This is a genomic window from Pseudoalteromonas sp. NZS11_1 (assembly GCF_015864275.1).
GTDB classification, from domain to species: Bacteria; Pseudomonadota; Gammaproteobacteria; order Enterobacterales; family Alteromonadaceae; genus Pseudoalteromonas; species Pseudoalteromonas arctica.
Window position 1 is genome coordinate 65,218 of record NZ_JADYXK010000003.1, and the last position, 24,069, is coordinate 89,286.

At 39.4% G+C, this 24,069-nt stretch carries 26 protein-coding genes and 1 other RNA gene; 11 read left to right on the forward strand and 16 right to left on the reverse strand.

Features of this window, described 5'->3' with window-relative positions; genetic code table 11:
* The first annotated feature begins 11 nt into the window (after positions 1-11).
* From I6F44_RS04075 to I6F44_RS04085, 3 genes are read left to right on the forward strand one after another with little or no spacing between them, the layout of a single operon-like run.
* Complete coding sequence (locus tag I6F44_RS04075; RefSeq protein ID WP_197173328.1) at positions 12-911, forward strand: histone deacetylase family protein; 900 nt, start codon at positions 12-14, stop codon at positions 909-911.
* A 51-nt stretch (positions 912-962) separates the two neighbouring features.
* Positions 963-1,244: a late competence development ComFB family protein gene (locus I6F44_RS04080; RefSeq protein ID WP_002958257.1), complete on the forward strand. Its 282-nt coding sequence runs from the start codon at positions 963-965 to the stop codon at positions 1,242-1,244.
* Positions 1,228-1,380, forward strand: coding sequence for a DUF2496 domain-containing protein (locus I6F44_RS04085; RefSeq protein WP_076915489.1), 153 nt, complete (start codon positions 1,228-1,230; stop codon positions 1,378-1,380). Before I6F44_RS04080 ends, I6F44_RS04085 begins: the two co-directional genes overlap by 17 nt.
* Positions 1,381-1,382: 2 nt before the next feature.
* On the opposite strand, the gene I6F44_RS04090 is transcribed toward I6F44_RS04085, so the two are convergent.
* The gene (locus tag I6F44_RS04090) at positions 1,383-1,907 is read right to left on the reverse strand and encodes a sel1 repeat family protein (RefSeq protein WP_197173329.1); all 525 of its coding nucleotides are present in this window, start codon (positions 1,905-1,907) and stop codon (positions 1,383-1,385) included.
* 103 nt (positions 1,908-2,010) lie between these two features.
* Between I6F44_RS04090 and I6F44_RS04095 the strand changes: the two genes are divergently transcribed.
* Positions 2,011-2,895, forward strand: a complete 885-nt coding sequence (locus I6F44_RS04095; RefSeq protein ID WP_197173330.1) for a DMT family transporter — start codon at positions 2,011-2,013, stop codon at positions 2,893-2,895.
* Between the two features lie 30 nt (positions 2,896-2,925).
* Here the strand turns inward: I6F44_RS04095 and I6F44_RS04100 are convergent, their stop codons facing one another.
* The 3 genes from I6F44_RS04100 to I6F44_RS04110 are packed head-to-tail and all read right to left on the reverse strand — an operon-like array spanning position 2,926 to position 4,692.
* A complete protein-coding gene (locus I6F44_RS04100) occupies positions 2,926-3,438 on the reverse strand; it encodes a CC0125/CC1285 family lipoprotein (protein WP_002958265.1) in 513 nt (170 codons plus the stop codon).
* A 25-nt stretch (positions 3,439-3,463) separates the two neighbouring features.
* Positions 3,464-4,204: a hypothetical protein gene (locus I6F44_RS04105; RefSeq protein WP_197173331.1), complete on the reverse strand. Its 741-nt coding sequence runs from the start codon at positions 4,202-4,204 to the stop codon at positions 3,464-3,466.
* Positions 4,201-4,692 carry an RNA polymerase sigma factor gene (locus I6F44_RS04110; protein ID WP_006793586.1) on the reverse strand — a complete coding sequence of 164 codons (492 nt, stop codon included), beginning with the start codon at positions 4,690-4,692 and terminating at the stop codon, positions 4,201-4,203. The genes I6F44_RS04105 and I6F44_RS04110 overlap by 4 nt, the downstream gene beginning before the upstream one ends.
* Before the next feature lie 140 nt (positions 4,693-4,832).
* Here I6F44_RS04110 and I6F44_RS04115 point away from each other — a divergent pair, with 140 nt between their 5' ends.
* Entirely contained in the window at positions 4,833-6,179 is a 1,347-nt protein-coding gene (locus tag I6F44_RS04115; protein ID WP_197173332.1) for a S8 family serine peptidase, read from the forward strand.
* Here I6F44_RS04115 and I6F44_RS04120 read toward each other — a convergent pair.
* The 3 genes from I6F44_RS04120 to I6F44_RS04130 form a co-directional block, all read right to left on the reverse strand.
* The gene (locus tag I6F44_RS04120) at positions 6,163-7,116 is read right to left on the reverse strand and encodes a hypothetical protein (protein ID WP_197173333.1); all 954 of its coding nucleotides are present in this window, start codon (positions 7,114-7,116) and stop codon (positions 6,163-6,165) included. The two genes, I6F44_RS04115 and I6F44_RS04120, sit on opposite strands and share 17 nt — an antisense overlap.
* A 61-nt stretch (positions 7,117-7,177) precedes the next feature.
* Positions 7,178-8,053, reverse strand: coding sequence for a hypothetical protein (locus tag I6F44_RS04125; protein WP_197173334.1), 876 nt, complete (start codon positions 8,051-8,053; stop codon positions 7,178-7,180).
* 135 nt (positions 8,054-8,188) lie between these two features.
* On the reverse strand, positions 8,189-10,390 hold the full coding sequence (locus I6F44_RS04130) for an exonuclease domain-containing protein (RefSeq protein ID WP_197173335.1): 2,202 nt from the start codon (positions 10,388-10,390) through the stop codon (positions 8,189-8,191).
* Between the two features lie 89 nt (positions 10,391-10,479).
* On the opposite strand from I6F44_RS04130, the gene I6F44_RS04135 reads away from it, so the two are divergent.
* Positions 10,480-10,974 (forward strand): phosphatase domain-containing protein, encoded by a 495-nt coding sequence (locus I6F44_RS04135; RefSeq protein WP_197173336.1) that lies wholly within the window; start codon positions 10,480-10,482, stop codon positions 10,972-10,974.
* A 58-nt stretch (positions 10,975-11,032) separates the two neighbouring features.
* Here I6F44_RS04135 and I6F44_RS04140 read toward each other — a convergent pair whose 3' ends face one another.
* The 3 genes from I6F44_RS04140 to I6F44_RS04150 all read right to left on the reverse strand — a co-directional run bounded on the left by I6F44_RS04140 (position 11,033) and on the right by I6F44_RS04150 (position 12,248).
* On the reverse strand, positions 11,033-11,422 hold the full coding sequence (locus I6F44_RS04140) for a hypothetical protein (protein WP_157600354.1): 390 nt from the start codon (positions 11,420-11,422) through the stop codon (positions 11,033-11,035).
* 87 nt (positions 11,423-11,509) lie between these two features.
* A complete protein-coding gene (locus I6F44_RS04145) occupies positions 11,510-11,908 on the reverse strand; it encodes a hypothetical protein (protein WP_033017536.1) in 399 nt (132 codons plus the stop codon).
* Positions 11,909-12,005: 97 nt separating this feature from the next.
* Positions 12,006-12,248, reverse strand: a complete 243-nt coding sequence (locus I6F44_RS04150) for a hypothetical protein (protein ID WP_024599791.1) — start codon at positions 12,246-12,248, stop codon at positions 12,006-12,008.
* Positions 12,249-12,700: 452 nt separating this feature from the next.
* Here I6F44_RS04150 and I6F44_RS04155 point away from each other — a divergent pair, with 452 nt between their 5' ends.
* The 5 genes from I6F44_RS04155 (at position 12,701) to I6F44_RS04175 (ending at position 17,777) form a co-directional block, all read left to right on the forward strand.
* The gene (locus I6F44_RS04155) at positions 12,701-14,125 is read left to right on the forward strand and encodes a sugar porter family MFS transporter (protein WP_197173337.1); all 1,425 of its coding nucleotides are present in this window, start codon (positions 12,701-12,703) and stop codon (positions 14,123-14,125) included.
* 379 nt (positions 14,126-14,504) lie between these two features.
* Positions 14,505-15,764 (forward strand): OmpP1/FadL family transporter, encoded by a 1,260-nt coding sequence (locus tag I6F44_RS04160; protein WP_197173338.1) that lies wholly within the window; start codon positions 14,505-14,507, stop codon positions 15,762-15,764.
* 3 nt (positions 15,765-15,767) lie between these two features.
* Positions 15,768-16,181 (forward strand): YeeE/YedE family protein, encoded by a 414-nt coding sequence (locus I6F44_RS04165; RefSeq protein WP_197173339.1) that lies wholly within the window; start codon positions 15,768-15,770, stop codon positions 16,179-16,181.
* Between the two features lie 3 nt (positions 16,182-16,184).
* Positions 16,185-16,586 (forward strand): DUF6691 family protein, encoded by a 402-nt coding sequence (locus tag I6F44_RS04170; RefSeq protein ID WP_002958285.1) that lies wholly within the window; start codon positions 16,185-16,187, stop codon positions 16,584-16,586.
* Between the two features lie 96 nt (positions 16,587-16,682).
* Complete coding sequence (locus I6F44_RS04175; protein ID WP_002958286.1) at positions 16,683-17,777, forward strand: mechanosensitive ion channel family protein; 1,095 nt, start codon at positions 16,683-16,685, stop codon at positions 17,775-17,777.
* A 34-nt stretch (positions 17,778-17,811) separates the two neighbouring features.
* Here the strand turns inward: I6F44_RS04175 and I6F44_RS04180 are convergent, their stop codons facing one another.
* The 6 genes from I6F44_RS04180 to I6F44_RS04205 all read right to left on the reverse strand — a co-directional run bounded on the left by I6F44_RS04180 (position 17,812) and on the right by I6F44_RS04205 (position 24,005).
* Complete coding sequence (locus I6F44_RS04180) at positions 17,812-19,947, reverse strand: TonB-dependent siderophore receptor (protein ID WP_197173340.1); 2,136 nt, start codon at positions 19,945-19,947, stop codon at positions 17,812-17,814.
* Between the two features lie 219 nt (positions 19,948-20,166).
* Positions 20,167-20,478: an EthD family reductase gene (locus tag I6F44_RS04185; protein WP_007584064.1), complete on the reverse strand. Its 312-nt coding sequence runs from the start codon at positions 20,476-20,478 to the stop codon at positions 20,167-20,169.
* Between the two features lie 174 nt (positions 20,479-20,652).
* Positions 20,653-20,832, reverse strand: coding sequence for a hypothetical protein (locus I6F44_RS04190; protein WP_231609242.1), 180 nt, complete (start codon positions 20,830-20,832; stop codon positions 20,653-20,655).
* Positions 20,833-21,069: 237 nt separating this feature from the next.
* Positions 21,070-22,596: an acetyl-CoA hydrolase/transferase family protein gene (locus I6F44_RS04195; RefSeq protein ID WP_197173341.1), complete on the reverse strand. Its 1,527-nt coding sequence runs from the start codon at positions 22,594-22,596 to the stop codon at positions 21,070-21,072.
* 297 nt (positions 22,597-22,893) lie between these two features.
* Positions 22,894-22,990, reverse strand: an RNA gene (ffs, locus tag I6F44_RS04200) — signal recognition particle sRNA small type.
* A 139-nt stretch (positions 22,991-23,129) separates the two neighbouring features.
* Positions 23,130-24,005 (reverse strand): DUF3014 domain-containing protein, encoded by an 876-nt coding sequence (locus I6F44_RS04205; RefSeq protein WP_101164364.1) that lies wholly within the window; start codon positions 24,003-24,005, stop codon positions 23,130-23,132.
* Positions 24,006-24,069: the final 64 nt, after the last annotated feature.

Genomic DNA, 24,069 nt, shown 5'->3' on the forward strand with positions numbered 1-24,069 from the left:
CGAACTTTACTATGCAGCTTTATTATCATCCATTGTATTCAGACCTTATCCTTGCAGAACGTCATCGATTCCCTATTCAAAAGTATAAGTTACTTAAAACCGAAATAGAAAATCTAGGTGTTTCGGCTATTCACTTTCAAGAGCCTAAAAAAGTAACCGTATCTCAACTTGCGCTATGTCATAGCCAACGTTATATAGATGACTTTTTAAATGGGACTCTAGGTGATAAAGCAATTAAAAAGATGGGATTTCCCTATTCGCAACAACTTGTAGAGCGTACTCTTTTATCTATTGGCGGGAGTATTCAAGCTGCTGAAGCGGCTTTTAGTCACGATCTAACCTTCAATTTAAGCGGTGGTTATCATCATTCTCATAGTGATTTTGGCAGTGGCTTTTGTATTTTTAATGATTTAGCTATTGCAGCAGCACATTTAATAAATACAGAGCAAGCCGACACTGTTTTAATTTTTGATTGCGACGTACACCAAGGCGATGGCACAGCACAAATCACTCAAAACCATAACCATAACCAAATTATTACCTGCTCAATTCATTGTGAACAAAATTTTCCTCGTAATAAGCAAGAGTCCACTTACGATTTTGCATTGCCCGCTAAAACAGCCGACGATGAGTACCTTGCTACATTAAAGCAAGCACTCGATTTTTGCGTGCGCATACATAACCCTGATATTATTTTGTATAATGCAGGCGTTGATATTTACACAAAAGACGAGTTAGGCTTGTTTGATGTATCGCTCAATGGCGTATATAAACGCGACTTTTTTACTCTCAACTTTTGTAAGCAACATCAAATCCCACTAATGTGCGCTTTAGGTGGCGGTTATCAGCGTAATTTGAGTTCACTAATTAATGTTCATAAACAACTATTTAAAGCCGCTATCGATTTATAGTAAGCCTTAGTATAGACTCAACTAAACGGATTATTTTAAAGCGGTGGGAATATGCGATTACACGAAGACATACACAACTATTACGAAAAGATTGTAGTCGAGGAAGTTATCAAACTTAAACTTGATGAAAAATATGATGAAGATGTAATGGCTGACTTTTGTTGTACGGTACTAAATCAGCTCCCGCCACGATATATTCGCTACGATGTAGATATGGCGTTTTATTTACCGCAATCAGAACGCATACATATGGAACAACGTGTACAAACCGCAATAAACGTTGCCATTAGCCAAATATCAAAAAAGAAAGAGTTAAATGACAAGTCCACTTGATCAAGCCCCTACACATATTAAACTTGCAGTAGATTTAATTATGATACTAGAGCAACACGATGTTGCTCCAGAAGAAGTACTTAAAGCACTTGAAATAGTTAAAAGCGACTTTGAAAAGAAGCTAGAAAAGTCATAACTCTATTCTATTATTTGTATGTCGTGCTCGGTAACGCTACCTTCGTGCTTAGTGCAATCAATTTTAACTTCACCAAATGTACGCCTAGGCGAAGTTGAACGCCGACAGGTCATATTTTGTGCTTTAACGCCAAATTGCGTTATATATAATTCAACTGTTTCGTCTATTTGTTGTTTTTGCTGCGTAGTCGCTGCACTGTAAAATGCATCGTATTGCGCAGACCAGTTCTCAACCCCCGCTTCTTTTGCAACACCTAGCCAGCCCATTCCGAGTTTAGTCGATTGCTCCAAGTATTGGCCTTTTAAAAACATGAATGCCAACGTATATTGTGCACTTTTATAGCCAAGTACTGCCGGCTCTTTTAAATCATAAAAAGCTTGCTCGTACAGCCCCTTTTTATACGCTTTAATACCATTGTATTCTTTTTTCTTCATTGTATTGTCGCTGTATAGGCTAACAGGGGTCGACCCACACCCACCTAATAAACCTACAGCCAAAATTGCTGCAACCGATATACATTTAGCCATAACTAGTCCTTTATTATTTTTTATATGCGAGTACCGAATCTGGCTTACACTCTTTGCAAAGCCTGCTATTGTGTAATCCTGTTTGTATAATTAAAATACTATCATGAGCTTAGCAAGTTTACTTCGGTTATTTTTCTTGGCTGCAATTTGGGGCGCGTCATTTTTATTTATGCGAATGGCAGCTAACAGCTTAGGCCCAGCGGTGTTAATAGAATTTAGAGTTGGCTTTGCCGCACTCACCCTCTTTATTGTGGCGCTTTACTTAAAGCGCCGCTTAGCGTTTGTCCAACATAAAAAACACTTTTTTATTATAGGCGCGTTTAATTCTGCTCTGCCGTTTTTATTTTTTGCTTACGCAGCCCAAACTATTAGCGCTTCCACACTCTCAATTTTAAATTCTACAACACCAATATGGGGTGTTGTTGTTGGAATTTTATGGACAAAAACAAAGCCCAATAAAAGTATGGTGATTGGTTTACTGCTGGGTTTAATTGGCGTAGTTATTTTGGTTGGGCAAAATCATTTTGTGTTAAATAGCCAATCAATTTTAGCCATAGTAGCGGCATTAAGCGCATCACTTTGCTATGCCATTGCATCGCATTACACTAAAAACGCGCCTAAACTGGCCCCATTCGATAACGCCCATGGCTCAATGTGGGCTTCAAGCTTTATGGTATTGCCTCTTATCTTATTTATGCCAATACGAGAAATACCAAGCACCAACGTTATGCTAGCTGTACTCGTATTAGGAGTAATGTGTACCGCACTTGCTTATATTTTATTTTTTAAATTAATCGAAGATATAGGCCCTACCTCGGCGTTAACAGTCACGTTTTTAATTCCACTATTTGGCATCTTTTGGGGGCATTTAATTTTAGATGAGCAAATTGGGCCAAATACGTTACTAGGCGCATTATTTGTCATTGTGGGTACTATGTTGGTTACTGGTTTTTTACCACGAAAAAAGCACTTAGCTAAAACAAGCTAAGTGCTTATATCAAGCGCTTTTACCAAACACTTACTTTTGTGCTTTTTTGCTTAAGTTTTCAATTAAGTCTTGGGCGCTAAAACTGTTGTCGCTTGGCTTTATACCTTTACCCATTTTAATATCAATCAGGGTGTGCACTTCTTTGCGTTTATCATTATTGCTCACTTGTACGCCTACACTGCTTGTTGGGCGAGCGCGTGTTTCGCAGGTTAATAAGCCACAGCTTCGCTCATATTGCTGGCTTTGTGATGCACTAATAGATGACGCGGGAGCTTGCGATTTAGACTCAACAAAGGTTTCTTTATTAGTTACAACAAACCAGTCGTAGCCTTGTGCTTGTGTAAGCTCAGCCGCGCGCAATAATGCATAGTCACCGGCATCGGCTACGTTGTTTGACACACTTTTAAATTCTACTCGGTATTGATCGTCGCTAATTTTTTGCTCGCTGTAACCTTGTGAGCCATTATTCGCGGCGCGGTAATCAGGTTTAGATGCACAGCCCGCCATAAGTAAAATACTGATAATTAAAATAGATGTTTTCATAGTTCACCTCGTTTTATACACATTATTATTTGTTTAACTGCCACTTTGCGCTAATTGCTTGCTGCTCTTGCGCTCTATCTAGTGGTGCGCCGCTGATCATGCTATCTATAACAGCATCTAACTCACTGTTGTTAGACGCCGTTTGATATTGCGCGCTATTATCACTTTGCTGCGCGGGTGTTTGCGCTTTAATTTGCCAACCGCTTTGCATTTTACAAGCAATGCTTGTTTGCGTTGTATTATTTGAGCTTAGTGCATACTGCCTACAAAGCTCACCTTGCTGATTTTTAAAACTAAGCTGCGCACTAAATACTGAGCCATCACTTTGCTCAAACACACCACTACTTAGTTGTGTGTTAAGGGCTGAGGCGGTATTACTGGCTACTAAGTTTTGCGCCTCACTGGGTTGTAAATAGCTCGTCATTGCAATACCAAATACCACAGCAACGCTTGCTGCTATTGCTAAACTTTTATTAGCCGATTGCTTAACCTTTTGCCAAGGCGTTAACGTTACTACATTGCTATTTAACGTGTTTTTTTTCGTTGCTATATCAAGCTTTGCAACCGTTTTAGCTAATGAGTCACTAAGGGGGGCGTCGTCAATACTTGTTGCGTGCTCTTTTACTAACATGTCTACTTCGCTTAGCTCTGCAAGTCGCATTACTAGCGCATCATCGGTTTCAAGGGCTTTACGCACTTGCTCCATTTCGTGCTCACTTAGCTCTGAGTCTAAAAAGGCGCTAAGTGTTTCGTCGTTAATGTTCATACTTGCTCCTTTTTAAAGTCGGGTTTTATTAAGTTATAAAGCGTGCTGCGTGCGCGCGATAATTTACTCATTACACTGCCTATAGGTATATCTAGCGTATGTGCTACTTCTTTATAGGCCATGCCCTGCACTGCCACCAGCGATACTATGGCGCGTTGCTCTTCGGGTAATTGCCCAAGTGCTGTATTTACATTTTTAAGCATTTGTTTATTTTCGAGTGTTTGGTGTTCATTGCTTGTAATTGGCTCTGGTAAAATATCGGCCTGAGCCGTATTTTGCCTTACCTTGCGTGAGCGGTATTCGTCTATCCACACATTACGGCAAATTTTAAATGCCCATTTAGCAGGCTCAACGTCATCCGGAATGCCTTTTACTAATAGTTTTTCAATTGTTATTTGCACTACATCGTCTGCATCTGCTTTACTACCCGTTAGCGAATAGGCAAAACGCCTAAGCATGGGCAATAAGGTTTTTAGAGTTTCGTTCATTGATTTTTACCCCTTTTATAAAGAAGACGATTCAAAAAAACATTTATTCCCAAATAATCAAAATAATTTAAATAATGAAATATTTCTATGTGTTAAACGTTAACTAACCAGCATGATAAATTTAATAGAAGTAACCCACTATGAATATTAAAAACACACGCGTTAAACACATAATAGCCGCCTCGCTTTGCATATTTAGCGCAACGAGTTCAGCCAATATAGTCAAAGTTGATCAGGTGCTTGGGCAGCTAAACCCAATAGAGCAGCGTATTGAACAAACTATAGAGCGTGCACAACGCCTGCCGCTTCCGGTGCCTGTTCCACAAATATCGATTGATGTACTAAAAGCGCAAATTAGTGAGCCAATTAGCAATTTACCTAATGTGCTTAACATTAATATAAATAGCCAAAACACTGCATTTGTTGAAGTAGAGCTTGAAAACGGCTTTAGAGCAATAGAGCGCCAATGGTTATTAATGGCAAATAGCCAACAACTTAATACCCTAAAGCAGCAAAATGTAACCATTGTATCGGTAAAAAATTACAACGCACTTAATATGAGCTTAGTGCGCTTTAATGTGACCCAAGGTGTTAATTCTAAAAGTGAGTTATTAAAAGTGCTTAACTTAGATGAGTCTGCAATACTTGACCGAAACCACATTTACCAAGCGCAAACAGGCGAGCCTAGCGTGATAGTAACACCAAATAAATCTATTGCCCCCTACTGCACACAAAGCGTAAAAATTGGCATGATCGACAGCGCCATTAATACCAAACACAGTGCATTTAAAGGCGAAAATATCACCACACAAAACTTTTTACCTAAAGGGTTAAGCTCGCCAAATTTACACGGCACCGCCATTGCAGGGCTAATTACAGGTAAAGGCGCAAAACTTAGCCCGCTTTTAAGCAGTGCCAAGCTCTACAGCGCAGAGGTGTTTTATAGGCAATCTGACTATGCACAAGGGGCTACTTTATTTGCCATAGTAGAGGCACTTAACTGGTTAGTTAGTAATAAAATATCCGTAATAAATATGAGCCTAACGGGGCCAAATAACGCAATTTTAGAAGCAAGTATTACTGCAGCAATAAAACAAAACGTATTAATTGTAGCTGCTGCGGGTAATCAAGGTCCGGCGTCGCAGCCGTTATACCCAGGCGCGTATAAAAGCGTGATAGCTGTAAGTGCTATTGATTCAAAAAACCACATTTATAGATGGTCAAATAAAGGTGATTACATAGACTTTACAGCCCTTGGTGTAAATGTTGTTACAAGCCAAGGCAATGGAAAATTTGGGAGGGAATCGGGTACGTCAATGGCGGCGCCGCATGTAAGCGCGGCATTAAGTTGTTTATTGTTAAAGCATGGGAATAATAAAACCAAAGCACTTAACGAGCTTACATCGCTGGCCGTCGATTTAGGCGAGCAAGGCAAAGACACCACCTTTGGTTATGGCGCCATTTACCCACCTAAAAGTGCACTTTAACTGACGCCGATAAAACCGACTGAGTATAGGTATTGCTACTAAGCTTTGATTGGTAATCGCCATATTCAGCCTCGGCTATTAGTGTTACGTGCTCAAAAACAGCTACGTTATAAAACGCATTGACTACATTTCGGTGCTCATCTCGCGACGGTATTTGCTCAAAAAAATCATCCGTTGTTTGCTCATCGTAATCTTTATTTTGATAACGCCAGCCAGCCCCTACTTTGTTAGCCACATTAAAGGCCGTAAATTTGTGCGTAACTTTAGTAGTAAAACCGTAACCGTTAAAGTCGTATTGGTTGTCGTCGGCGTTTTCTTTATCGGCACTTAGCGCTGCCATTAGCATGGTTTGGCCATTATTTATAAAATGATAAAGCGCTACATCGGCACCTACACCATCGGCATTACGTGCTTTTGCAGTAGCAAAACGTTTAGCTTTGGTTTTTATGCTCATACGCAAATACGTATGTGGGTTTAAAAAGTGGCCATAGTAAGCACTAGCTTGATTAAAATGTAAAAATGTTTCGCCATCTACATTTGCTTTTGCGCCATCGTAACGAACCCCTAGCTCATGGCTATTAAAGCTGTAGCTGCCATCTAAACCATATTGATGAAGGTCTAAATCGTATTGATCAAACTCATCGTAGTCTTGTTGTTCAAACCGATAGCTTGATGTTAATTTAGCGCCTTTGGTTACTTGCCATTTTGCATTAACACCTGCTGCGGTTTTTATGCCGCTGTCGCTTTGCGACGAAATATCGTCAAGTTCCTGAACAGAGAGCGCCGAGTTACTTAATACCCCAACTTCTGCATCTGCATTTAGCTCAAAGCTACTTTTAAAGGGTTTATTTTGCTCAGTTGTTTTAACGTGGTTAGTTTGTGCAAGCACCGCTTGGGCACTAAAAACACACAGTGTCGCGGTTATAACTGCTTTCATATTTATTCTCCAACAGGCCGAATAGGTTTCCCTATTCGGCATTTGTGCAAACACGCGCGTATTAAAGGCCTAGGTCTAAATCGTTAGTAATGTTGGTTACTACTTCACTTGCAGTGCTAAGTGCTACATCGTTACTAATTTGATCAGTGACCGCTGCACTCACCTGCCCGCTAACACTTTGCTGTACCGTGCTTTGTAAACTGCTAACCGTACTATCTTGCACGCTGGCAATTAAAGATTGCTGAACACTACTTACAACTTCATTACTGGTATTAATTGCATCACCTACCTGCAGTGCAGAACTGACTGAGTTTGCAGCCGTATTAGTAATTGCTAATTGGTTTGTAAGCTCACCCGCATTAAGCGCATTTGTTGCATCAGCTTGTGTTACTGAATCTGTAGAGCTACTCACATTTGACAGTAAAGAGGCACTTGTTGGTGTATCAGTAGTATCAGGCTGAGCGGCTTGCTCAGAGCTAACAGAAAGTAATGACAATTGGCTCACTGCAGTCGTTAAATTACCCGCCGATGAGGTTAAATGCGCGGTTGCATCAAGTGCTGTATTGACTGTGGTATTGCCTGTGGCATTTAAAGACGATGCGTTCAATGAGTTATTTAAAGACGAGCTGGCAGATGCAACTAATGAACTTGCAGGCTCTTCGGCCTCGCTGCTTTCTTGCGCTGGAGTTTGCGTGTTATTTGCCGTTGAATCTGTATTTTGCGAATCGTCAGCCGTTACTTGTGTATCGCTAGATACGTTTGACTCGTTGCTACCACTGGCTGTTAAAGCGTTTTGTGAAAGCGCAATAGATGTAGATGTTTGTTGCTGCGCCGACGTTGACTGAGATATTTCAATATCAGCGGCGTGCACTGCACCTGTAAAAGTACACACACCGCTTAACATCATTACGCTTACAATTTTATTTAATTTAGTCATTGTTTTGTCCTCTAGTTTGTCGGATTGACATAAAGAAGACGATTTACAAAAACACTTTATTCCAAAATAAATTAAAAAATTATAATAAAACTACTTATTATTTAAATTTCAGTTACTTAAAAGAAAGTTAATACTCTACTGCGTTAGCGTTTCACTATTTTGTATCAGCAATAACAGCTCGGCAGTGGCGGTTGCATCGGCCAATGCGCGGTGATGGCTGGTTAAATTTAAATTAAAATGCGCACTAAGGTTACCAAGCGAATACGACTTTAAGCCTTTAAACGCTTTGCGCGATTCAACCACGGTGCACATTTTTGGCATTTTAAAAAAGTGCCCTGCCATCTCGCACTCTTTTTTAATAAAGCCGTAGTCAAAATTAACGTTATGGGCTACAAAAATACTGCCTGCGAGTTTATCTAATAGCGGCTTAACTATATTGGCAAATACAGGCGCGTTGTAAACCATGCCATCGCTTATGCCAGTCAATTTAGTAATAAAGCTTGGGATATGGCGCTCAGGGTTAACTAAGCTTGTCCAAGTATCAATGACTTTACCGTGCTGTACTTTAACTATGCCAATTTCGGTAATTCGGTTACCGCCTTTTAAGCCGCCCGTGGTTTCTATATCAACTACGCTGTAAACACGGTTTGGGTCTACAAACCACTTAACTGCAGCAATATGTACTGTAAAGCCCACATTTTTTAAATTATCAATAGTGGTTAATTGGTTGCGCCTAAGTTTGTCGCCCGGGGCTTTTACTTCTTCAAAATGTACTTGGCCATTATTAATGACCATTAAGTCGGGGTAGCCGTCTTTTAGCTGTAAATAATGTTTACTCATAGCCGTTAAATGAGTAATTAATGCCTCAAGTGGGCTGTTTAAAATAAGCGCTTCTAGTGGCTCTAATAAATTACTGCGCCATCTAAATAAACCGTTAGGTTGATCAAAGTATTGCGCTGCATTTTTGCATACTAAATTAAGTAATGCTTGCGACGTTTGGCACTGTGCTAAGCGCTCATTTATCTGTGTTTGCTGCGCTTCATAAAAATTACCAAGCCTTAATACTTGCGGATAAATATCAAACTCATTGCATGGCGGATAAGGCGACTCCACAAATAACTCGTGCCAAAATACTAAACCAAACAAACTTTGCCAAAGCGTGTTTTCGGTATTAAATACAGCCATACCTTGGCGAGTATAATAATCGTTTACGCCCTGCTCTACTTCACCTCGGTACAGTTCATCTATTTCTAGCACGCACTGAGTGTCGGCAAGCATGGCACTTAAACGCGAACGTGTTTTTTTATTAAACTTACGCATTAAAAAATCGTCAGCAAAATAAAGTAAATCATCAGTAAGTGGGTTTTCGATAATGGCTTCTAATCGTGCTTTTACCCACTCTTTATTGCCAAGCCTGTATTGCTCTCTTATTTGAATTTCTTGTGCTTCGCTATCATCCACGCACCCTTCAAGTAAACTAAAAGCAAGTTCGCTATCAACTGTTTTTAGCTGCCTATAAAGCCTAACTAATAGTTTATTTTTTAATGCAACGGCTATTGCACCATGTGCAGCTTGCACTAAAACCTGCGACGCTAAAGCAACGTAATCGCTCTCATCTGTAATATTTTTAAATGCTAACCGGTAACGGTTTAATAAATAGTTTGATTGCGCTTCGTCAAGTGTTTCAAAACGTGACAAGCTCTCGCTGTGTCCTTCGCGCGTAGCGGTTAAGCCTAAGTCACGCATTACAAAACGGTTTTGATGATTCACATCGCCACTGCTTAGTTTGCCTGCAAATAAAAACTCAAAATATTCGTAGTAATCACTGCGGTTGTTAATTACATACTGGCTATAAAGTGGCGCAAGCTCTTGTGGGCATGCTTTAAAAAACTCTCGCGCAATATCCACCAGCGCGCCTTTAGCGGCGCTTTTTTTAAAGCTTATTTGCTCACTGTAATTACTTAGCAACTCAACCAAAGAAGGCTTAGTTAAGTGCGCTAAAAGCTGCGAATAATGCTGCTCGTTTGGCTCAAATAAAATACCCGCTTTTTTTAGCGTATAAATAGCCTGATGCGGCGAGGTTATTTCTTCATAATTAAGCGATTGTGCCTGCACCAAATAAGGCTTTCGCGAGTACACACGCGCCAACATGCACTGGCTTTGCTCATCTAGCTGATTAATTTTACTAATAAATTCACTATGTTTAGGCTCAAGTAAATGCATACATTTACTTGTGACAAACTCAATAAGCTCTCTAAAATGCGCTAAATAGTATTTTGCTGGTAATTCTTTTTTCATAATATCGCCATAACTGTATATAAAAACAGTATCTAGCATTTGTGCTTATTATTCAATCTTAAACTTGTAACTAAAACACGCTATAGTGAGCTTATTAAAGCAAATTCATTAAAAATAAAGGACTTACCATGAGCGCGCATCCGTACGATGTTTTATCACTCAATAACGGCGCAAATATTATTTTTACGCCTTGCCCTGGCACAAAAACACAAAACCTAGCGGATTCAATCGCTACATTAAAAGCTGCTAAAACTCACATGCTGCTTTCGCTTATGCCGCAAAAAGAACTTGAAAAAAACAACGTACAAACAATTAATAGTGAGTGCAAAAAACACGATATAACCTGGTTTCATTTACCTATAAATGACGACGAAGCACCCAAACAGCCTTTTACATCAAGCTGGAACACCCACAAAACCGATATATTACAGGCCATACAACATAAGCAAACCATTGCCATACATTGCAAAGGCGGTACAGGCCGCACAGGTTTGGTCGCTGCGCTTATTTTAAATTCGGCAGGTTACACAAAAGAAGAGGTATATAACTTAGTACAAGGCATTCGCCCTAAAGCGCTTACTATAGATCTGCAAAAAGAGTACTTTGAGAGCTTTGAGGTGTAAGTAAGGAATTGGGGAGGGTTTAGCACTATAAATAGTGCTAAAAATATTCTTTTAAATGTCATTCTACGGCCTCAATCAATCGTCCAGTCATTGAGATACCAACAAGACTAATTGGTGTGTCAGCAGCGAAAACGTAAAACCAAACTATTTGCATTTGCTGGTCTATTAAACAAACTTGGCTCTTTAGGTGAACAAATGCAAATATCACGTCTTCAACACTGTATTTATCACGAAGAAATGACATAACTTTTTCTGTTGCATTACCAATTGATATTGGTGGTTCGCCATCACCTAAGTCCCAATTAGGACGGTTTAACAAATCATCTGGTGTAATAAATAGCTTTTTCCCATATCTCTCAAAAGTAGAGGACTCAAAGCAGCTGGGAAAGTAAGCATCAGCACTTATATTTATAGAAACTAAAATTAAAAGTAGATAAAGTGCTCTCATATCCATCCGTGCTTATAACGTCCCACGCAGCTGGAAACGCGAGCGCTCTGGCGCAGCCAGCAAGTGTTTTTCCGATGACTTGCCTTGTTAGTTTTCAATTTTTTCGGCAATTTTACCATTAATAAATAGTACTCCATTTTTTACAAGTACATCTCCATTCCAGATAGAACCATAGTATGCATCATCAAGATACAAGTCCTTCTCATACTTCCCAACGATCTTTAGCGTATGCATATTTTCGGAAGTCCCAAATTTTATCGTATGGTTTAAGGGAGAGGGAGAACTTTTACCAATAGTTTCTATAGGAATTAATTTTTCACTATATGGTTCAATGATTGTTACACCCAAGCCCGGATGGATAATATTGTACTTAAAGGAGTTGCCGACTCTTTTTCCTTCATCAGCACCAGTAATCCCATAAATACTTGCACATCCAGATACGAACATGATTAAAATAAGACAAAATAACCTCAAAATTGACTCCATAAGTTTATTTGAAAACTAACGCTTAGATAACAGGCTAAGTAATGGTTGGCTAAACTGTGTAGCGAAGCGAAACGTAGCCAACTGTTACTTATTATGTTTACCTACCACCAGAATCTTGATTGTTATTAGGTATATCATTACATACAGCACAATTAATATTTTTGCGATAATTGTAGAAACGCCTAATAGCAAAAATGGTTACCGATACTAAGGCCCACAAAATACCGAATTCAATAGAGTATTCTAGACTTCTGCCTTTTAAGTATTGAACGCCTGTCAACAGAGAAAAAATAATTGGTAGAGCTATAGCGTATTGAACAATCCATTTTTTTATTGGCATAAATATTCCATTAACACTCTGAGCTTGAAGTAAACATAACAACTTAATCGACGATATTTGTCGTTTTATAAACCGACAATGTTCCTATATTCAATGCATTTACCTTAACCACCAAATAATCACTTGTAAACAATTACCTAACTTCCAATCAATTTATGTAATTGCAAAAGCACACTTAAAGGTACAGATCAGTAATATTGTTCCAACAGGCACTTCCTATACAAAGCATATTATTTATTAAAATTCAGTCTGTGTTATCTAAAAAGGCAGTAACTTAATTTTAAAGTAACGCCGGTAAGCTAATACCTTTAAATTAAAGCCATTAAGTTGAAACCTTTAAAAACAACTTAATTTATACTCGCCAAACCCTTTGTATCTGCACAAATGTATTCAACCATAACGCTTTACGATATTATGCTCCTTTGAATTTAAATTAACTTTCAGGGCATATAATGACAACGCACACACCGCCTTCCCACTCAGCCAACACAGCTGAAAACACCTCTCTTTTTTACGTAATATTTATATCGGCTGTGGCTGCTCTTGGTGGCTTTTTATTTGGTTTTGACTCAGGCGTTATTAACGGCACAGTGTCGGCACTCGGTAATGCCTTCAATTCAAGCAGTGTGGCTACGGGGTTTAATGTAGCGTCTGTGTTACTTGGCTGCGCCTTAGGTGCACTTGCTGCGGGGCCGCTGGCTGATAAGTTTGGTCGCCGTGCAATTATGATCATCACTGCGATTATTTTTGCCATTAGTGCTTTTGGTTCAGGCATTAGCGAAAGCTCTGCAGAGTTTATTTTTTACCGTTTATTTGGTGGCTTAGGTATTGGTGCTGCATCGGTATTGGCGCCAGCTTACATTGCTGAAGTTGCGCCACCAGCCCTTCGTGGTCGTTTAGCTACATTGCAACAACTCGCTATTGTATTGGGTTTATTTGCTGCGTTTTTGAGTAACTACTTAATTGCTGATGCAGCAGGCAGCGCGCAAAATATTTTAATGCTTGATATAGCCGCTTGGCGCTGGATGTTTTGGGCTGAGCTTGTGCCTGCTGTGTTGTTTTTAGTCGGTGTTTTGTTTATTCCTGAGTCGCCTCGTTATTTAGTGGCGCAAGGTAAAGTAGGCGATGCAAAAGCGGTATTTAGTAAAATATCGAACGACAACGTTGATGCGCAAATAAGCGATGTTAAAGGCTCATTACATAGCGACACAAAGCCAAGCATTCGCGATTTATTTATTGATAACAGTAAAAAAGTACACCCAATTGTTTGGGTGGGTGTTGCGCTGAGTGTATTTCAGCAATTTGTGGGTATTAACGTGGTGTTTTATTACGGCTCTGAGCTTTGGCAAGCCGCTGGGTTTGATGAGTCGCAATCGTTATTTATAAATGTACTCGCAGGCACCACGAATATTGTATCAACCTTTATTGCCATTGCCCTAGTTGACAAAATTGGCCGTAAACCACTGCTATTAGTAGGCAGTATTGGTATGTTTATTAGCTTAAGCGCGCTTACTTATATATTTGGCAGTGCAGGCCTTGATGAAGCAGGCAAACTTGCCCTTAGCGATAACATGGGTACGTTTGCGCTGATTATGGCTAACTTATTTGTGGTATTTTTTGGCTTAAGTTGGGGCCCTGTTGTATGGGTATTATTAGGCGAAATGTTTAATAATCGTATTCGTGGTGCAGCGCTTGCTGTTGCAGCTAGCGCACAATGGATTGCTAACTTTGCAATTACCATGACCTTCCCTATTATGCTTGCCAACATTGGCCTTGCCGGTGCTTATGGCTTTTATGCGTTATCGGCACTTATAAGCATATTTTTTGTTGTTAAATACATAAAAGAAACACGCGGTAAAACGCTCGAATCTATGTAATTTTTAAAAGCGGTGATATTAATCGCCGCTTTGCTTTTACATACAATGGCGTTATTTAAGAGTGATTGTTTGGATGAGCTCAACGTTAATTAATAAATATATTTTAAACTGCTGTTAATACGTAAACGCTCCTTTCACCAGCAAGCTTTTACTACCAAAGTTTATAGCTACCGATTGCATACTTAAATATCACTACAGCTCAATACGTTAGCGAAACTTTTAACTTAAGTTAAGGCTGAATAGCAATCTACGCTCATTTATTTTAACTTTATAACCATTGCCGTATTACCTTTTATTATAACTAATCTATTTAAATTCCTTTTTAGAATATCAAAAATTAGCTATTGTCCGCCCATTCCAACTTTATGTATTTACTAAAATGAAAAAACAGTTAATTTCAGGCTTAGCTTTAACGTGTGCGTTAGGTTCGTTCAGTGCATTTGCTACTAATGGTTATTTTACTCACGGCTATGGCATGACCCACAAAGGCATGGCTGGCGCAGGTGTAGCGCTGTCAGAAGAATTAATGTCTGGCGCTAATAATCCAGCAACCTTTTTACCTAACGGGACAGAGCTATCTCTGGGCTTAGAGCTTTTTTCACCTGAACGAAAATATACTGCATCAAAAGTAGATACTTTTTACCCTGGCACATTTTATCTTGAAGCAAAAACACAAAAAAGCGACAACACCGTATTTGCAATTCCAGAGTTTGCTATTGGCCATCAATTAAATGAAAAAGTAAATATTGGCTTATTAGTTTATGGCAACGGCGGTATGAATACCGAGTACGGCGCAGAATCCTCTCCTGAGGGGACTTTTTACGCTGGTACAACGGGCGTTGATTTAAAACAACTCTTTATTAGCCCAACAGTAAGCTATGAGTTGAATGAACAAACACGCCTTGGTGTATCCCCTATTTACGTGGTGCAACAGTTTGAAGCGCAAGGGCTTGGAAACTTTGCTCCTTTTTCGCAATCACCAGAAGCGCTTACAAATAATGGCACCGATACAAGCACAGGCTTAGGCATTCAACTAGGTATTAGCCAAGATATAAATTCGTCATTAAGCTGGGGGGCAAGTTACCGCTCATCAGTGTCTATGCAAGAGTTTGATAGCTATAAAGGTTTGTTTGCAGAGCAAGGCGGATTTGATCTACCAAGTTCGTTTCAACTTGGTGCAGCTTATAAGCTTACCCCAGCTAATCAGGTTGTATTTGATTGGCAAAAAATAAATTACAGCGAAGTAAAAAGTATTGCAAATCCAGTCAATAATTTAATGTCAGCGCCTTTAGGAGCTAACGCCGGCGCTGGGTTTGGCTGGAACGATATGACTATTTATAAGCTTGGTTATCAATGGCAGCGTACATCGCAACAAAAGATTCGTTTTGGGGTATCTTACACCGAGCAGCCTATTCCTTCTTCTCAAGTTATATTAAATATTTTAGCCCCGGGCGTTCAAGAGTGGCATTTTACTACTGGCTTTAGCCATTCTTTTACCAACAAGGTACAATTAAACGCTATGGCTTTTTATTCGCCAGCAAAAAAAGTAACGGGTGCTAATTACTTAGCGCCTAATCAACAATTATCAATCGAAATGAAACAAACCGGTTTAGGCGTTTCTATTGTTTGGGAAATTTAAAAAATGATAACAGAATTCACCCCAGTATCGGCTGCAATAGGCGGGGCATTAATAGGTATAGCGTGTACGTTATTACTGGTTTTATACGGAGAAATTGCGGGTATATCAGGCATTGTTAAGTCTGTATTCGCTAAAGCAAATTCAGACTCTCGTTGGCAGTTATACTTTATTTTAGGGCTATTGTTGGCAGGAGTCGCTGTAAGGGTATTTGCGCCTTCTTTATTAGAAGCCGAATTGCAATTACCGCCTTGGCTTATTGTTGTTGCAGGGCTTTTAGTTGGCGCTGGTACAACGTTAGCTAATGGGTGCACAAGTGGCCATGGTGTGTGCGGCATGTCGCGCTTTTCTACTCGCTCTTGGGTTGCAACATGCACATTTATGCTTGTCGCCTTCATTACAGCAAACCTTGTAGGATAAATAATGAAAGCAATTATGATGGTTGTTATAGGCTTTATATTTGGCTTAGGACTTATTATTAGCGGGATGACAAACCCTGCTAAAGTGATTAACTTTCTTACCTATGGAAACCAATGGGACGCAAGCTTAATTATAGTAATGGCTGTTGCCATGCTAATAATGATGCTGACATGGTTATGGGTTGCAAAAAAAGAAAAGCCACTTCTTTCAGGAACGTTTAATTTAAGTGATTTAAAAAAAATTGATGCACGCTTAATTATCGGCTCGGTACTTTTTGGTTTAGGCTGGGGTTTAAGTGGTATATGCCCAGGCCCGGGCTTGGTTCAATTAGTATCTCTTAAAATGGAGTTTTTATTGTTTTTTGCAGCTGTGCTAGGCGGTATGTGGTTAGCCAAAAAAGTATAATATTTGCTGCCGACTAAACTCGGCAGCTACTTTACCCAAACAAAGGTACATAACTTGCTGCAATATATATAAAACTATATTGAACAGGTTTAAGTTATGCTAAATAAAGCGCTGGAATTTTCTAACAACACACCTTGGTTAGGTGCAGCGTCCTCCCTATTACTTATAGCTATACTACTGTTTTTAATTCGTTTTTTTGTAATGTACTGGCTAAAAAAATGGACTTCAAAAACCAAATTTATATTCGATACTTTACTAATAGAGTCAATATCTAAGCCACTAACACTGTGCACAATTATTGTGCTACTCACCATTTTAGAGCACGACACCTTCATTATTAGTACTTCTATTTCTCAACAGATCCCTTTTAATAGCATTAATATTGTATTAGCTCTGCTTGCACTTATTATGTTTTTAGACCGCTTTATTATTGGCACTATTAATTACTATGGTAAGCAATCTGCCGTGGTTTTTAATTCAAAAAGCATAATTAAAGGCGTGATACGCGTTACATTATCGTCAGTGGGATTACTGGTTTTAATGGGCACGCTAGGCATTTCTATTACGCCTATTATTGCCTCGTTAGGTATTACATCACTAGCTGTTGCCCTTGCTTTGCAACCTACCCTCGAAAACTTTTTTTCTGGCGTGCAGCTAGTAATAGATAAACCTATAAGGGTGGGTGATTTTATTGAGCTTGAATCTAAGGAGCAAGGCTTTGTTGATCATATAGGCTGGCGATCTACATGGGTTAAAATGCTACCTAACAATATGATTATTATACCTAATAGCCAATTATCTAAGTCGCGTATTATTAATTACTTTTACCCTGAAAAAGAGCTAAGCGTGCCTGTTGATATAAGCGTGCATTACGATTCAGATTTAGAATTTGTTGAACAAGTAACACTTGAAGTGGCTCGTGAAATACTTATTTCACACGAATGGGGCGTTGATGATTACAATACCTTTGTGGTTTTTCATACCTTTGATAGATCAAGCATTAACTTTACGGTAATGCTTAGAGCTAAAGAATACTTTAATCGCTTTTGGGTAAAATCTGCTTTTATAAAAGCCCTGCATAAACGCTATAAAAAAGAAGGTATTGTAATCCCCTTCCCTATTACGGCTATTAACACTACTCAAGAAGCCGCTAAATTTAATAGTGATAAAAAGGTGCAAGGCGACACTTAAAACAAAGCGCGAGTAACTCTCGCGCTAATAAGTATTAAAACTTGTAGGTTATTTGCCCAATAATTTCACGAGGGCTGCCAGGAAAGTGGCCGTTCCGCTCACTAAATCCACTAACCGCGTATTCTTTATCAAATAGGTTATTAATATTTACACTCAGTAATACGTCATCAAAGCGACTCGTCCAGCTCATATCAAATACGGTAAATGGTTTTACTTTTTGGCCACTGGTACTCAGTTGCTCACTTACGTAATTTGCACCAAAGGCAATTGATGAGTCAATTGAATCAATAGCGTAGCGAGACCATAAACCTGCCTGGTGGCGTGGTGCATTAGCAAAACGCGAACCATCTCCAAATGTATTTGAAAGCGTATCACCCGTTACGCCGTCTACCACTTGTGTATCGTTGTACGCGTAGTTAGCCGTTACGGTCCAGTGCGCTGATAAATCACCGACTAAAGTTGTTTCAAATCCTCGGCTTTCTACTTCACCTATATTTAAAAGTGCAGCAATGCCATCCCCCGCTCCCGTATCGTCAGGGTTGCTCATTACCACGTTTTCTTTATTAATTTGGTAAATTGCAAAGGTGCTCATTATTTTGCCGTCGAGCCATTGGTTTTTCATACCCAACTCGGTTTGCTTACCGGTTTCTGGTTCTAAATTACCTTCGCCTTCTACATCTTCTTGGTCGGCTGATGATGTAGGGTTAAAGCTCTCTGAGTAATTAATATATACCGATGTGTTTTCTATTGGCTGATAAGTAACAGCAACGCGCGGCGTTATGTCGTTATCTGAGTAGCTAAAACCAGTTTCTTGATTAAACTCTTTAAAATGGTCATAGCGCAAACCTGCAATTATTGTCCACTGCTCGCCAATGCTAATTACGTCTTGAGCGTATACACCAAATCGGTCGGTATCTACGCCATCGCGGTTCATGTCGGTAAGGTTATAAGTACTTGGATCGGTTTCACCGTAGTTTAAATTAAAAATATTTAAATTAGCGACGCCATCGGCCTCATATCGAGCACGAAAGTAGTCATATTCGGTATCAACGGTGTGGTAATCACCGCCAAATAAAAACTGATGGGTTAATTGTCCTTGTCCAAAGTTATAAACAAAGTCGGTGGTTACACTTGCCTCTTTATTGGCACGAAATTGCTTACGGTATTCACGCTTAATCGTTTCATCGTCAATATTGGCAACGCCATCACCGTTTACATCTACCCAGCTTTGCGACTCATGGTAGGCTTGGTCTCGCTCGTTATCCATGTAACGAAACGTAGTACTTAACGAAAAATCATCATTAAAATAATGGCTAAGTTCTGCTTGAAGCACCAAAGCTTCCATATTTTGATAATCAACCGCTTCATTAGCGTTATAACTTGGGTCAACTAAAAAATTGCCGTTGTCATCTACCGGTACGCCACGTAGGCGGTTTCCGCCTAGGTCTTGTTTAATGTAGTCAACACTTGTGGTTAGGGTTGTTGAATCACTTAAATCAAATAACAATCCGCCTGTCAGCTCGGTGTTTTTTGAGTCTGCATTGTTACGAAAGCTGTCTTGCTCCTCGTAATAGCCACCTACACGGTACGCCATGGTGTCGGTTAAACCGCCGGTCATATCAAGTGATGCACCACGGGTGTTGTAGTTACCCAACGTAAGCTTTAATTCGCGTTTTTGTGTGTAGCTTGGCTTTTTGGTTACGTAATTAATCATCCCACCAGGTTCGCCACCGCCATACAAAGCAGAGGCTGGCCCTTTTAAAACTTCAACACGTTCAACATTAAATAACTGCGGTACACCAAAGCCCGAATATGGGTCGCCACGCACACCATCGTAAAATACATTGGCATCGTCTCTAAAACCACGAAAAGTTACGCCTGAGTAGCTATATTCACTCACTCCCGCAATAGATCGGTACAAATCGGTAATGTCACGCGCTGCTTGGTCAATAATAAGTTGCTCGGTTAATACCTGCGCAGATTGCGGAAGCTTAATAAGATCTAAATTAGTTTTAGTCCCAATTTTACTTTCGGTCTCTAAGTAAAATTGCTGGGCACGGCCAGTTACTTCAATAGTTTCAATGTCGTCGTTTTGTTGTGAAAAAGCTATATTAGAAAAAACAGATAAAGACGCAGCAATACTTAATGCCAAATAATTAGAGTTAAACATGATAATTCCTGGGAGAAGTGTAGATAGCCAACAAGCTAAATGATAACTCTTATCATTTTCATAATCAACACAGGAGCGGGTTTAATACATCTAAATATTAGAACTAATATTACTCAAAACAGAGCGCTAGCCCTTTTATTGCAGTTAAAATAAAACCCCTACTGTATTAAATACAGTAGGGGTTATTAAGTAATTCTTAAATTAGTTTTAGCGTGTAATTTACCCAGCAATATTGCTAATTTGAATTACTGGAGACACGTTAGTAAAGTTAACTAAATCAGCGGCTATTGCCTCTTGATGAGGTGCAAAGGCTTGCTGAAAAGATTCTACCGATTCAAACACTAAATGCCCCATAGCAATATAAGTTGGCGCTTCGCCCGGTGCGCCACCTGCTAAACCTGCATCTGCACTACTTGATATAAGCGCTTTACCAACTAACTCTGCAACTAGTGGTAAATGTGTTTTACAGTAGTAGTCCATATCGAAAGTAGCACTTTCATTATTTGGGTATAATACGCTTACTTTAATCATTACATTCTCTCTTTTATTTACTAAAAAATTTAAAGCGTCTTTTGAAACAGTATGAATCATACATAAGTAAAAAAACGCATAAGTGAGCAGTCGCTCAATTATGTAGTATTCATGCTCATAGCGCCAGTAATTTGATTGCAGTGCTTATTTTAATTAAGGTGATACTTCGCTAATTTACTTAAGTACAGGTCGTTTTTTAAAAGGTTTGGGCGGTAAAGACTCTACAAAGTTAACGCACGTATTTACCCAATATGCTAAATCAGAATCAGACTCAAAACCTTCAGGCAAAATATAAACCAAGCCCTTAACTGGTTTTACTGTAGGTCGCTCTTCTAATCCTCTATCAAACGCCATTTAGTACCTATATTTTTAATAAGCACATTACACACTTAATAACGGTAATAGCACTTAAACCTAAGTGAATAAAATAATAAAAGGTGGTTGGGAAAGGTATGCAAAGAGTAGGTATAAAATTATTTTGGACTTACAGTTTATATCAAACCGCACTAATCAAAGCTGATTGAGCTGACACTAGTGCGGTTCAAAAGTAAGTATAAAACTAACTAATTCAATTTTAATAAACCAAAATGCTTATGCAGACAGTTGCACTTGAGCATCGGTTACAGATACTTTTTTCATGCTGCCTTGTTGTTCAAGACGAATATGCCAGCTAAACGCTTCTTCAAGTAAATGAGGGGTGTGCCCACCACGCTCACAAGCGCGATTGTAGTAATCTAACATATCGTCACGGTAATCTGGGTGCACGCAGTGCTTAATGACTTGTATCGCTCGCTCACGCGGCGCTAAACCGCGTAAATCAGCTAAGCCTTGCTCGGTTACTAAAATATCAACATCGTGTTCGTTATGATCAACATGACTCGCCATAGGCACTACGCTTGAAATAGCACCATTTTTAGCAATCGATTTAGTCACAAATATTGCTAAATGAGCATTACGAGCAAAATCGCCCGAGCCGCCAATACCATTCATCATTCGTGTGCCACACACATGTGTTGAATTTACGTTGCCATACATATCAAACTCAAGTGCAGTGTTTATTGCAATAATTCCTAAACGGCGCACTATTTCAGGATGGTTCGAAATTTCTTGAGGGCGTAACACTAGTTTATCTTTGTATTGTTCTAAATTATTAAATACTTGCGCATTACAACGCTCTGACAAAACAATTGAGCTGCCCGATGCAAAGCTCATCTTACCTGCGTCAATTAGGTCAAACGTCGAATCTTGTAGTACCTCAGAGTACATTGTTAAGTCTTTAAAGTCAGAATCGAGTAGTCCCATCATCACTGCATTAGCAATGTTACCAATGCCTGCTTGCAGCGGACCTAAATTAGCTGGCAATTTATTTTGAGCCACCTCATCTTTAAAAAAGTTAACTAAATGGCGCGCAATAGCGGCGGTGTCTTCATCAGGGTCGGTAACGGTAGAAAACGAATCACTTTGGTTAGTAAAAACAATACCAACAATTTTTGCAGGATCAATAGCAATTGCAGTACTACCAATGCGGTCGTCTACTTTAACTAACGGCATTGGTTGGCGAGTAGGACGATACGATGGAATGTATATGTCATGCAAACCTTCAAGGTTCGGGTTATGCAGCATATTAATTTCAACGATGACTTCTTTGGCAAAAATAGCAAAACTGGCTGAGTTACCTACCGATGTAGTTGGCACAATATGCCCTTCTTCGGTAATAGCGACTGCTTCAATAACAGCTACATCAGGCATGGTTAATTGATGATTTCGTAGATGCTCAACCGTTTCAGATAAATGCTGATCAATAAACATTACTTCACCGTTATTAATCGCTTTACGTAAAGTACTGTCTACTTGAAAAGGCATACGACGCGCTAAAATGCCCGCTTCGGTAAGTAGTTTATCTAAATCATTACCTAAAGATGCGCCAGTCATTAAATTTATTTTTATTGGATTTTTTTTGACTTGCTCAATTAATGCTCTGGGTACTGCTTTAGCTTCTCCGGCACGAGTAAAACCACTCATCCCTACAGTCATTCCATCTTTAATAAATTGGCTTGCTTGTTCTGCCGGCATCACCTTGTCGTGCAGGTTACTATTGCGAATACGTTCCAAGTTCATTTTGAGCCCCTTTCTAAATTTCACATTATTCTAATCCTAACTTCGTACTACACAATCTAGACTTAAGTCGTATTTACGAATCGAGGATGAGCAACATGTTTAAAAGGGAGGTTAATTTACTTTTAATTAATACTATCATGTAGTTATTAGTAATATTTTTAACAAAAATGACATAACAATCTATAAAGTAATTTATAAAGTAATCTATAAATAAATAGTATTATTTAATTAGAGGAATTATTTTTGAGGAATTAAGTTTATTAGTTCAAACACCCAAATGAGGAATTTGGGTGGCAGTCTTACCAGCCACATCTCGGCACACACGTCACAAACTGTGGCTGCTCCCTTCCGGGCCTGACCAGGTTCGCCTGCTAGTGTTGCGAGAGGACCAATAAGACTACCATTGAGGGCCTTGGTTGGCGCGGGAGGGATTATCTCTACTTTTGCTCTGTTATTCAAGGGATAATCTAAAAAGAAAGTGCGATTGCATACTTCATATACAATCGCGGCGTATTTAGCTATTTTAGTGCGTATTAATTGTTCTCTAACTGCGCTTTTATATTACGTAATGCTGCTTTTACTTTTTTCATGTTTTCTGGACCCATACGTAAAAGCTGTTTTTGTGCATCTGGTAATTGCTCCCACTCCGAAAACGCATACTGGTACGTTACTGAATCACGAAGTAACGGCAAGTCACCTTCAGGCTCTGGCGTATCAAGTAATAAATCGATTGCATCGGTTAGCGTTTGATTAAACTCGTCATCGCCGTAACCAATTTCACTGTATGCATTATTAATAAGTGGCTTGTACTCTTCGTACATGCGAACGGCTTGCGCTGCACTCATACTGGTAAATATTTTCACATACGGTGTATAACGCTCGTAGCTGTTAGGGTTAATAGTTAAGATATCACCTTCATTCACGCTAAATTTTTCTTCTGGCTGTACAACAGGCATGTGTTTTTTAGCTATTTTTCCTTTTGCTAAGTTATCTACATATACCACACCACGACGAATAACATCGTCGGTCACCATTAAGCTCATTACTGAGTCGCTTAGGTACTCGTCCATTTTAGCAACAACAACTGCATCACTTTCGTTAAGTGTTGGTAGTGGCTCTACTTCTGGCACAGGCTCACTTGGACTTTGTGCTGGTACTTCAAGCTCTGCTGGCTTTTCTGGATTTACAGACGGCGCATCTACCACGGGGTCGTTCTCGGGTTTAAGCTCCATCATAGGTTGTTCTTTAACTGTGGGCTCTACCTCAGTGCGTGTTGCTTGCTCGTCACTGGGTGTTAGCAATACGAAGGCGGCCGCACATGCTACGACTATTAAAATAATAACGGCGAAAAGAATATTGTTATTAGGTGGACGTTTTTGAACATCTGATGCTTCTGGTTTATCTGACATACGAACTCCATAAAAATTAAAATGCGATATCACTTAGAGTACGCTAAGTGGATTAAATTCATTC

Coding starts and splice junctions, on each gene's coding strand:
- I6F44_RS04085 (WP_076915489.1), top strand. CDS start 1,228: ATGACAAGTCCACTTGATCAAGCCCCTACACATATTAAACTTGCAGTA.
- I6F44_RS04090 (WP_197173329.1), bottom strand. CDS start 1,907: ATGGCTAAATGTATATCGGTTGCAGCAATTTTGGCTGTAGGTTTATTA.
- I6F44_RS04170 (WP_002958285.1), top strand. CDS start 16,185: ATGAAAGCAATTATGATGGTTGTTATAGGCTTTATATTTGGCTTAGGA.
- I6F44_RS04185 (WP_007584064.1), bottom strand. CDS start 20,478: ATGATTAAAGTAAGCGTATTATACCCAAATAATGAAAGTGCTACTTTC.
- I6F44_RS04080 (WP_002958257.1), top strand. CDS start 963: ATGCGATTACACGAAGACATACACAACTATTACGAAAAGATTGTAGTC.
- I6F44_RS04205 (WP_101164364.1), bottom strand. CDS start 24,005: ATGTCAGATAAACCAGAAGCATCAGATGTTCAAAAACGTCCACCTAAT.
- I6F44_RS04075 (WP_197173328.1), top strand. CDS start 12: ATGCAGCTTTATTATCATCCATTGTATTCAGACCTTATCCTTGCAGAA.
- I6F44_RS04125 (WP_197173334.1), bottom strand. CDS start 8,053: ATGACTAAATTAAATAAAATTGTAAGCGTAATGATGTTAAGCGGTGTG.
- I6F44_RS04165 (WP_197173339.1), top strand. CDS start 15,768: ATGATAACAGAATTCACCCCAGTATCGGCTGCAATAGGCGGGGCATTA.
- I6F44_RS04115 (WP_197173332.1), top strand. CDS start 4,833: ATGAATATTAAAAACACACGCGTTAAACACATAATAGCCGCCTCGCTT.
- I6F44_RS04095 (WP_197173330.1), top strand. CDS start 2,011: ATGAGCTTAGCAAGTTTACTTCGGTTATTTTTCTTGGCTGCAATTTGG.
- I6F44_RS04110 (WP_006793586.1), bottom strand. CDS start 4,692: ATGAACGAAACTCTAAAAACCTTATTGCCCATGCTTAGGCGTTTTGCC.
- I6F44_RS04140 (WP_157600354.1), bottom strand. CDS start 11,422: ATGAGAGCACTTTATCTACTTTTAATTTTAGTTTCTATAAATATAAGT.
- I6F44_RS04160 (WP_197173338.1), top strand. CDS start 14,505: ATGAAAAAACAGTTAATTTCAGGCTTAGCTTTAACGTGTGCGTTAGGT.
- I6F44_RS04105 (WP_197173331.1), bottom strand. CDS start 4,204: ATGAACATTAACGACGAAACACTTAGCGCCTTTTTAGACTCAGAGCTA.
- I6F44_RS04195 (WP_197173341.1), bottom strand. CDS start 22,596: ATGAACTTGGAACGTATTCGCAATAGTAACCTGCACGACAAGGTGATG.
- I6F44_RS04145 (WP_033017536.1), bottom strand. CDS start 11,908: ATGGAGTCAATTTTGAGGTTATTTTGTCTTATTTTAATCATGTTCGTA.
- I6F44_RS04155 (WP_197173337.1), top strand. CDS start 12,701: ATGACAACGCACACACCGCCTTCCCACTCAGCCAACACAGCTGAAAAC.
- I6F44_RS04120 (WP_197173333.1), bottom strand. CDS start 7,116: ATGAAAGCAGTTATAACCGCGACACTGTGTGTTTTTAGTGCCCAAGCG.
- I6F44_RS04175 (WP_002958286.1), top strand. CDS start 16,683: ATGCTAAATAAAGCGCTGGAATTTTCTAACAACACACCTTGGTTAGGT.
- I6F44_RS04135 (WP_197173336.1), top strand. CDS start 10,480: ATGAGCGCGCATCCGTACGATGTTTTATCACTCAATAACGGCGCAAAT.
- I6F44_RS04100 (WP_002958265.1), bottom strand. CDS start 3,438: ATGAAAACATCTATTTTAATTATCAGTATTTTACTTATGGCGGGCTGT.
- I6F44_RS04190 (WP_231609242.1), bottom strand. CDS start 20,832: ATGGCGTTTGATAGAGGATTAGAAGAGCGACCTACAGTAAAACCAGTT.
- I6F44_RS04130 (WP_197173335.1), bottom strand. CDS start 10,390: ATGCTAGATACTGTTTTTATATACAGTTATGGCGATATTATGAAAAAA.
- I6F44_RS04150 (WP_024599791.1), bottom strand. CDS start 12,248: ATGCCAATAAAAAAATGGATTGTTCAATACGCTATAGCTCTACCAATT.
- I6F44_RS04180 (WP_197173340.1), bottom strand. CDS start 19,947: ATGTTTAACTCTAATTATTTGGCATTAAGTATTGCTGCGTCTTTATCT.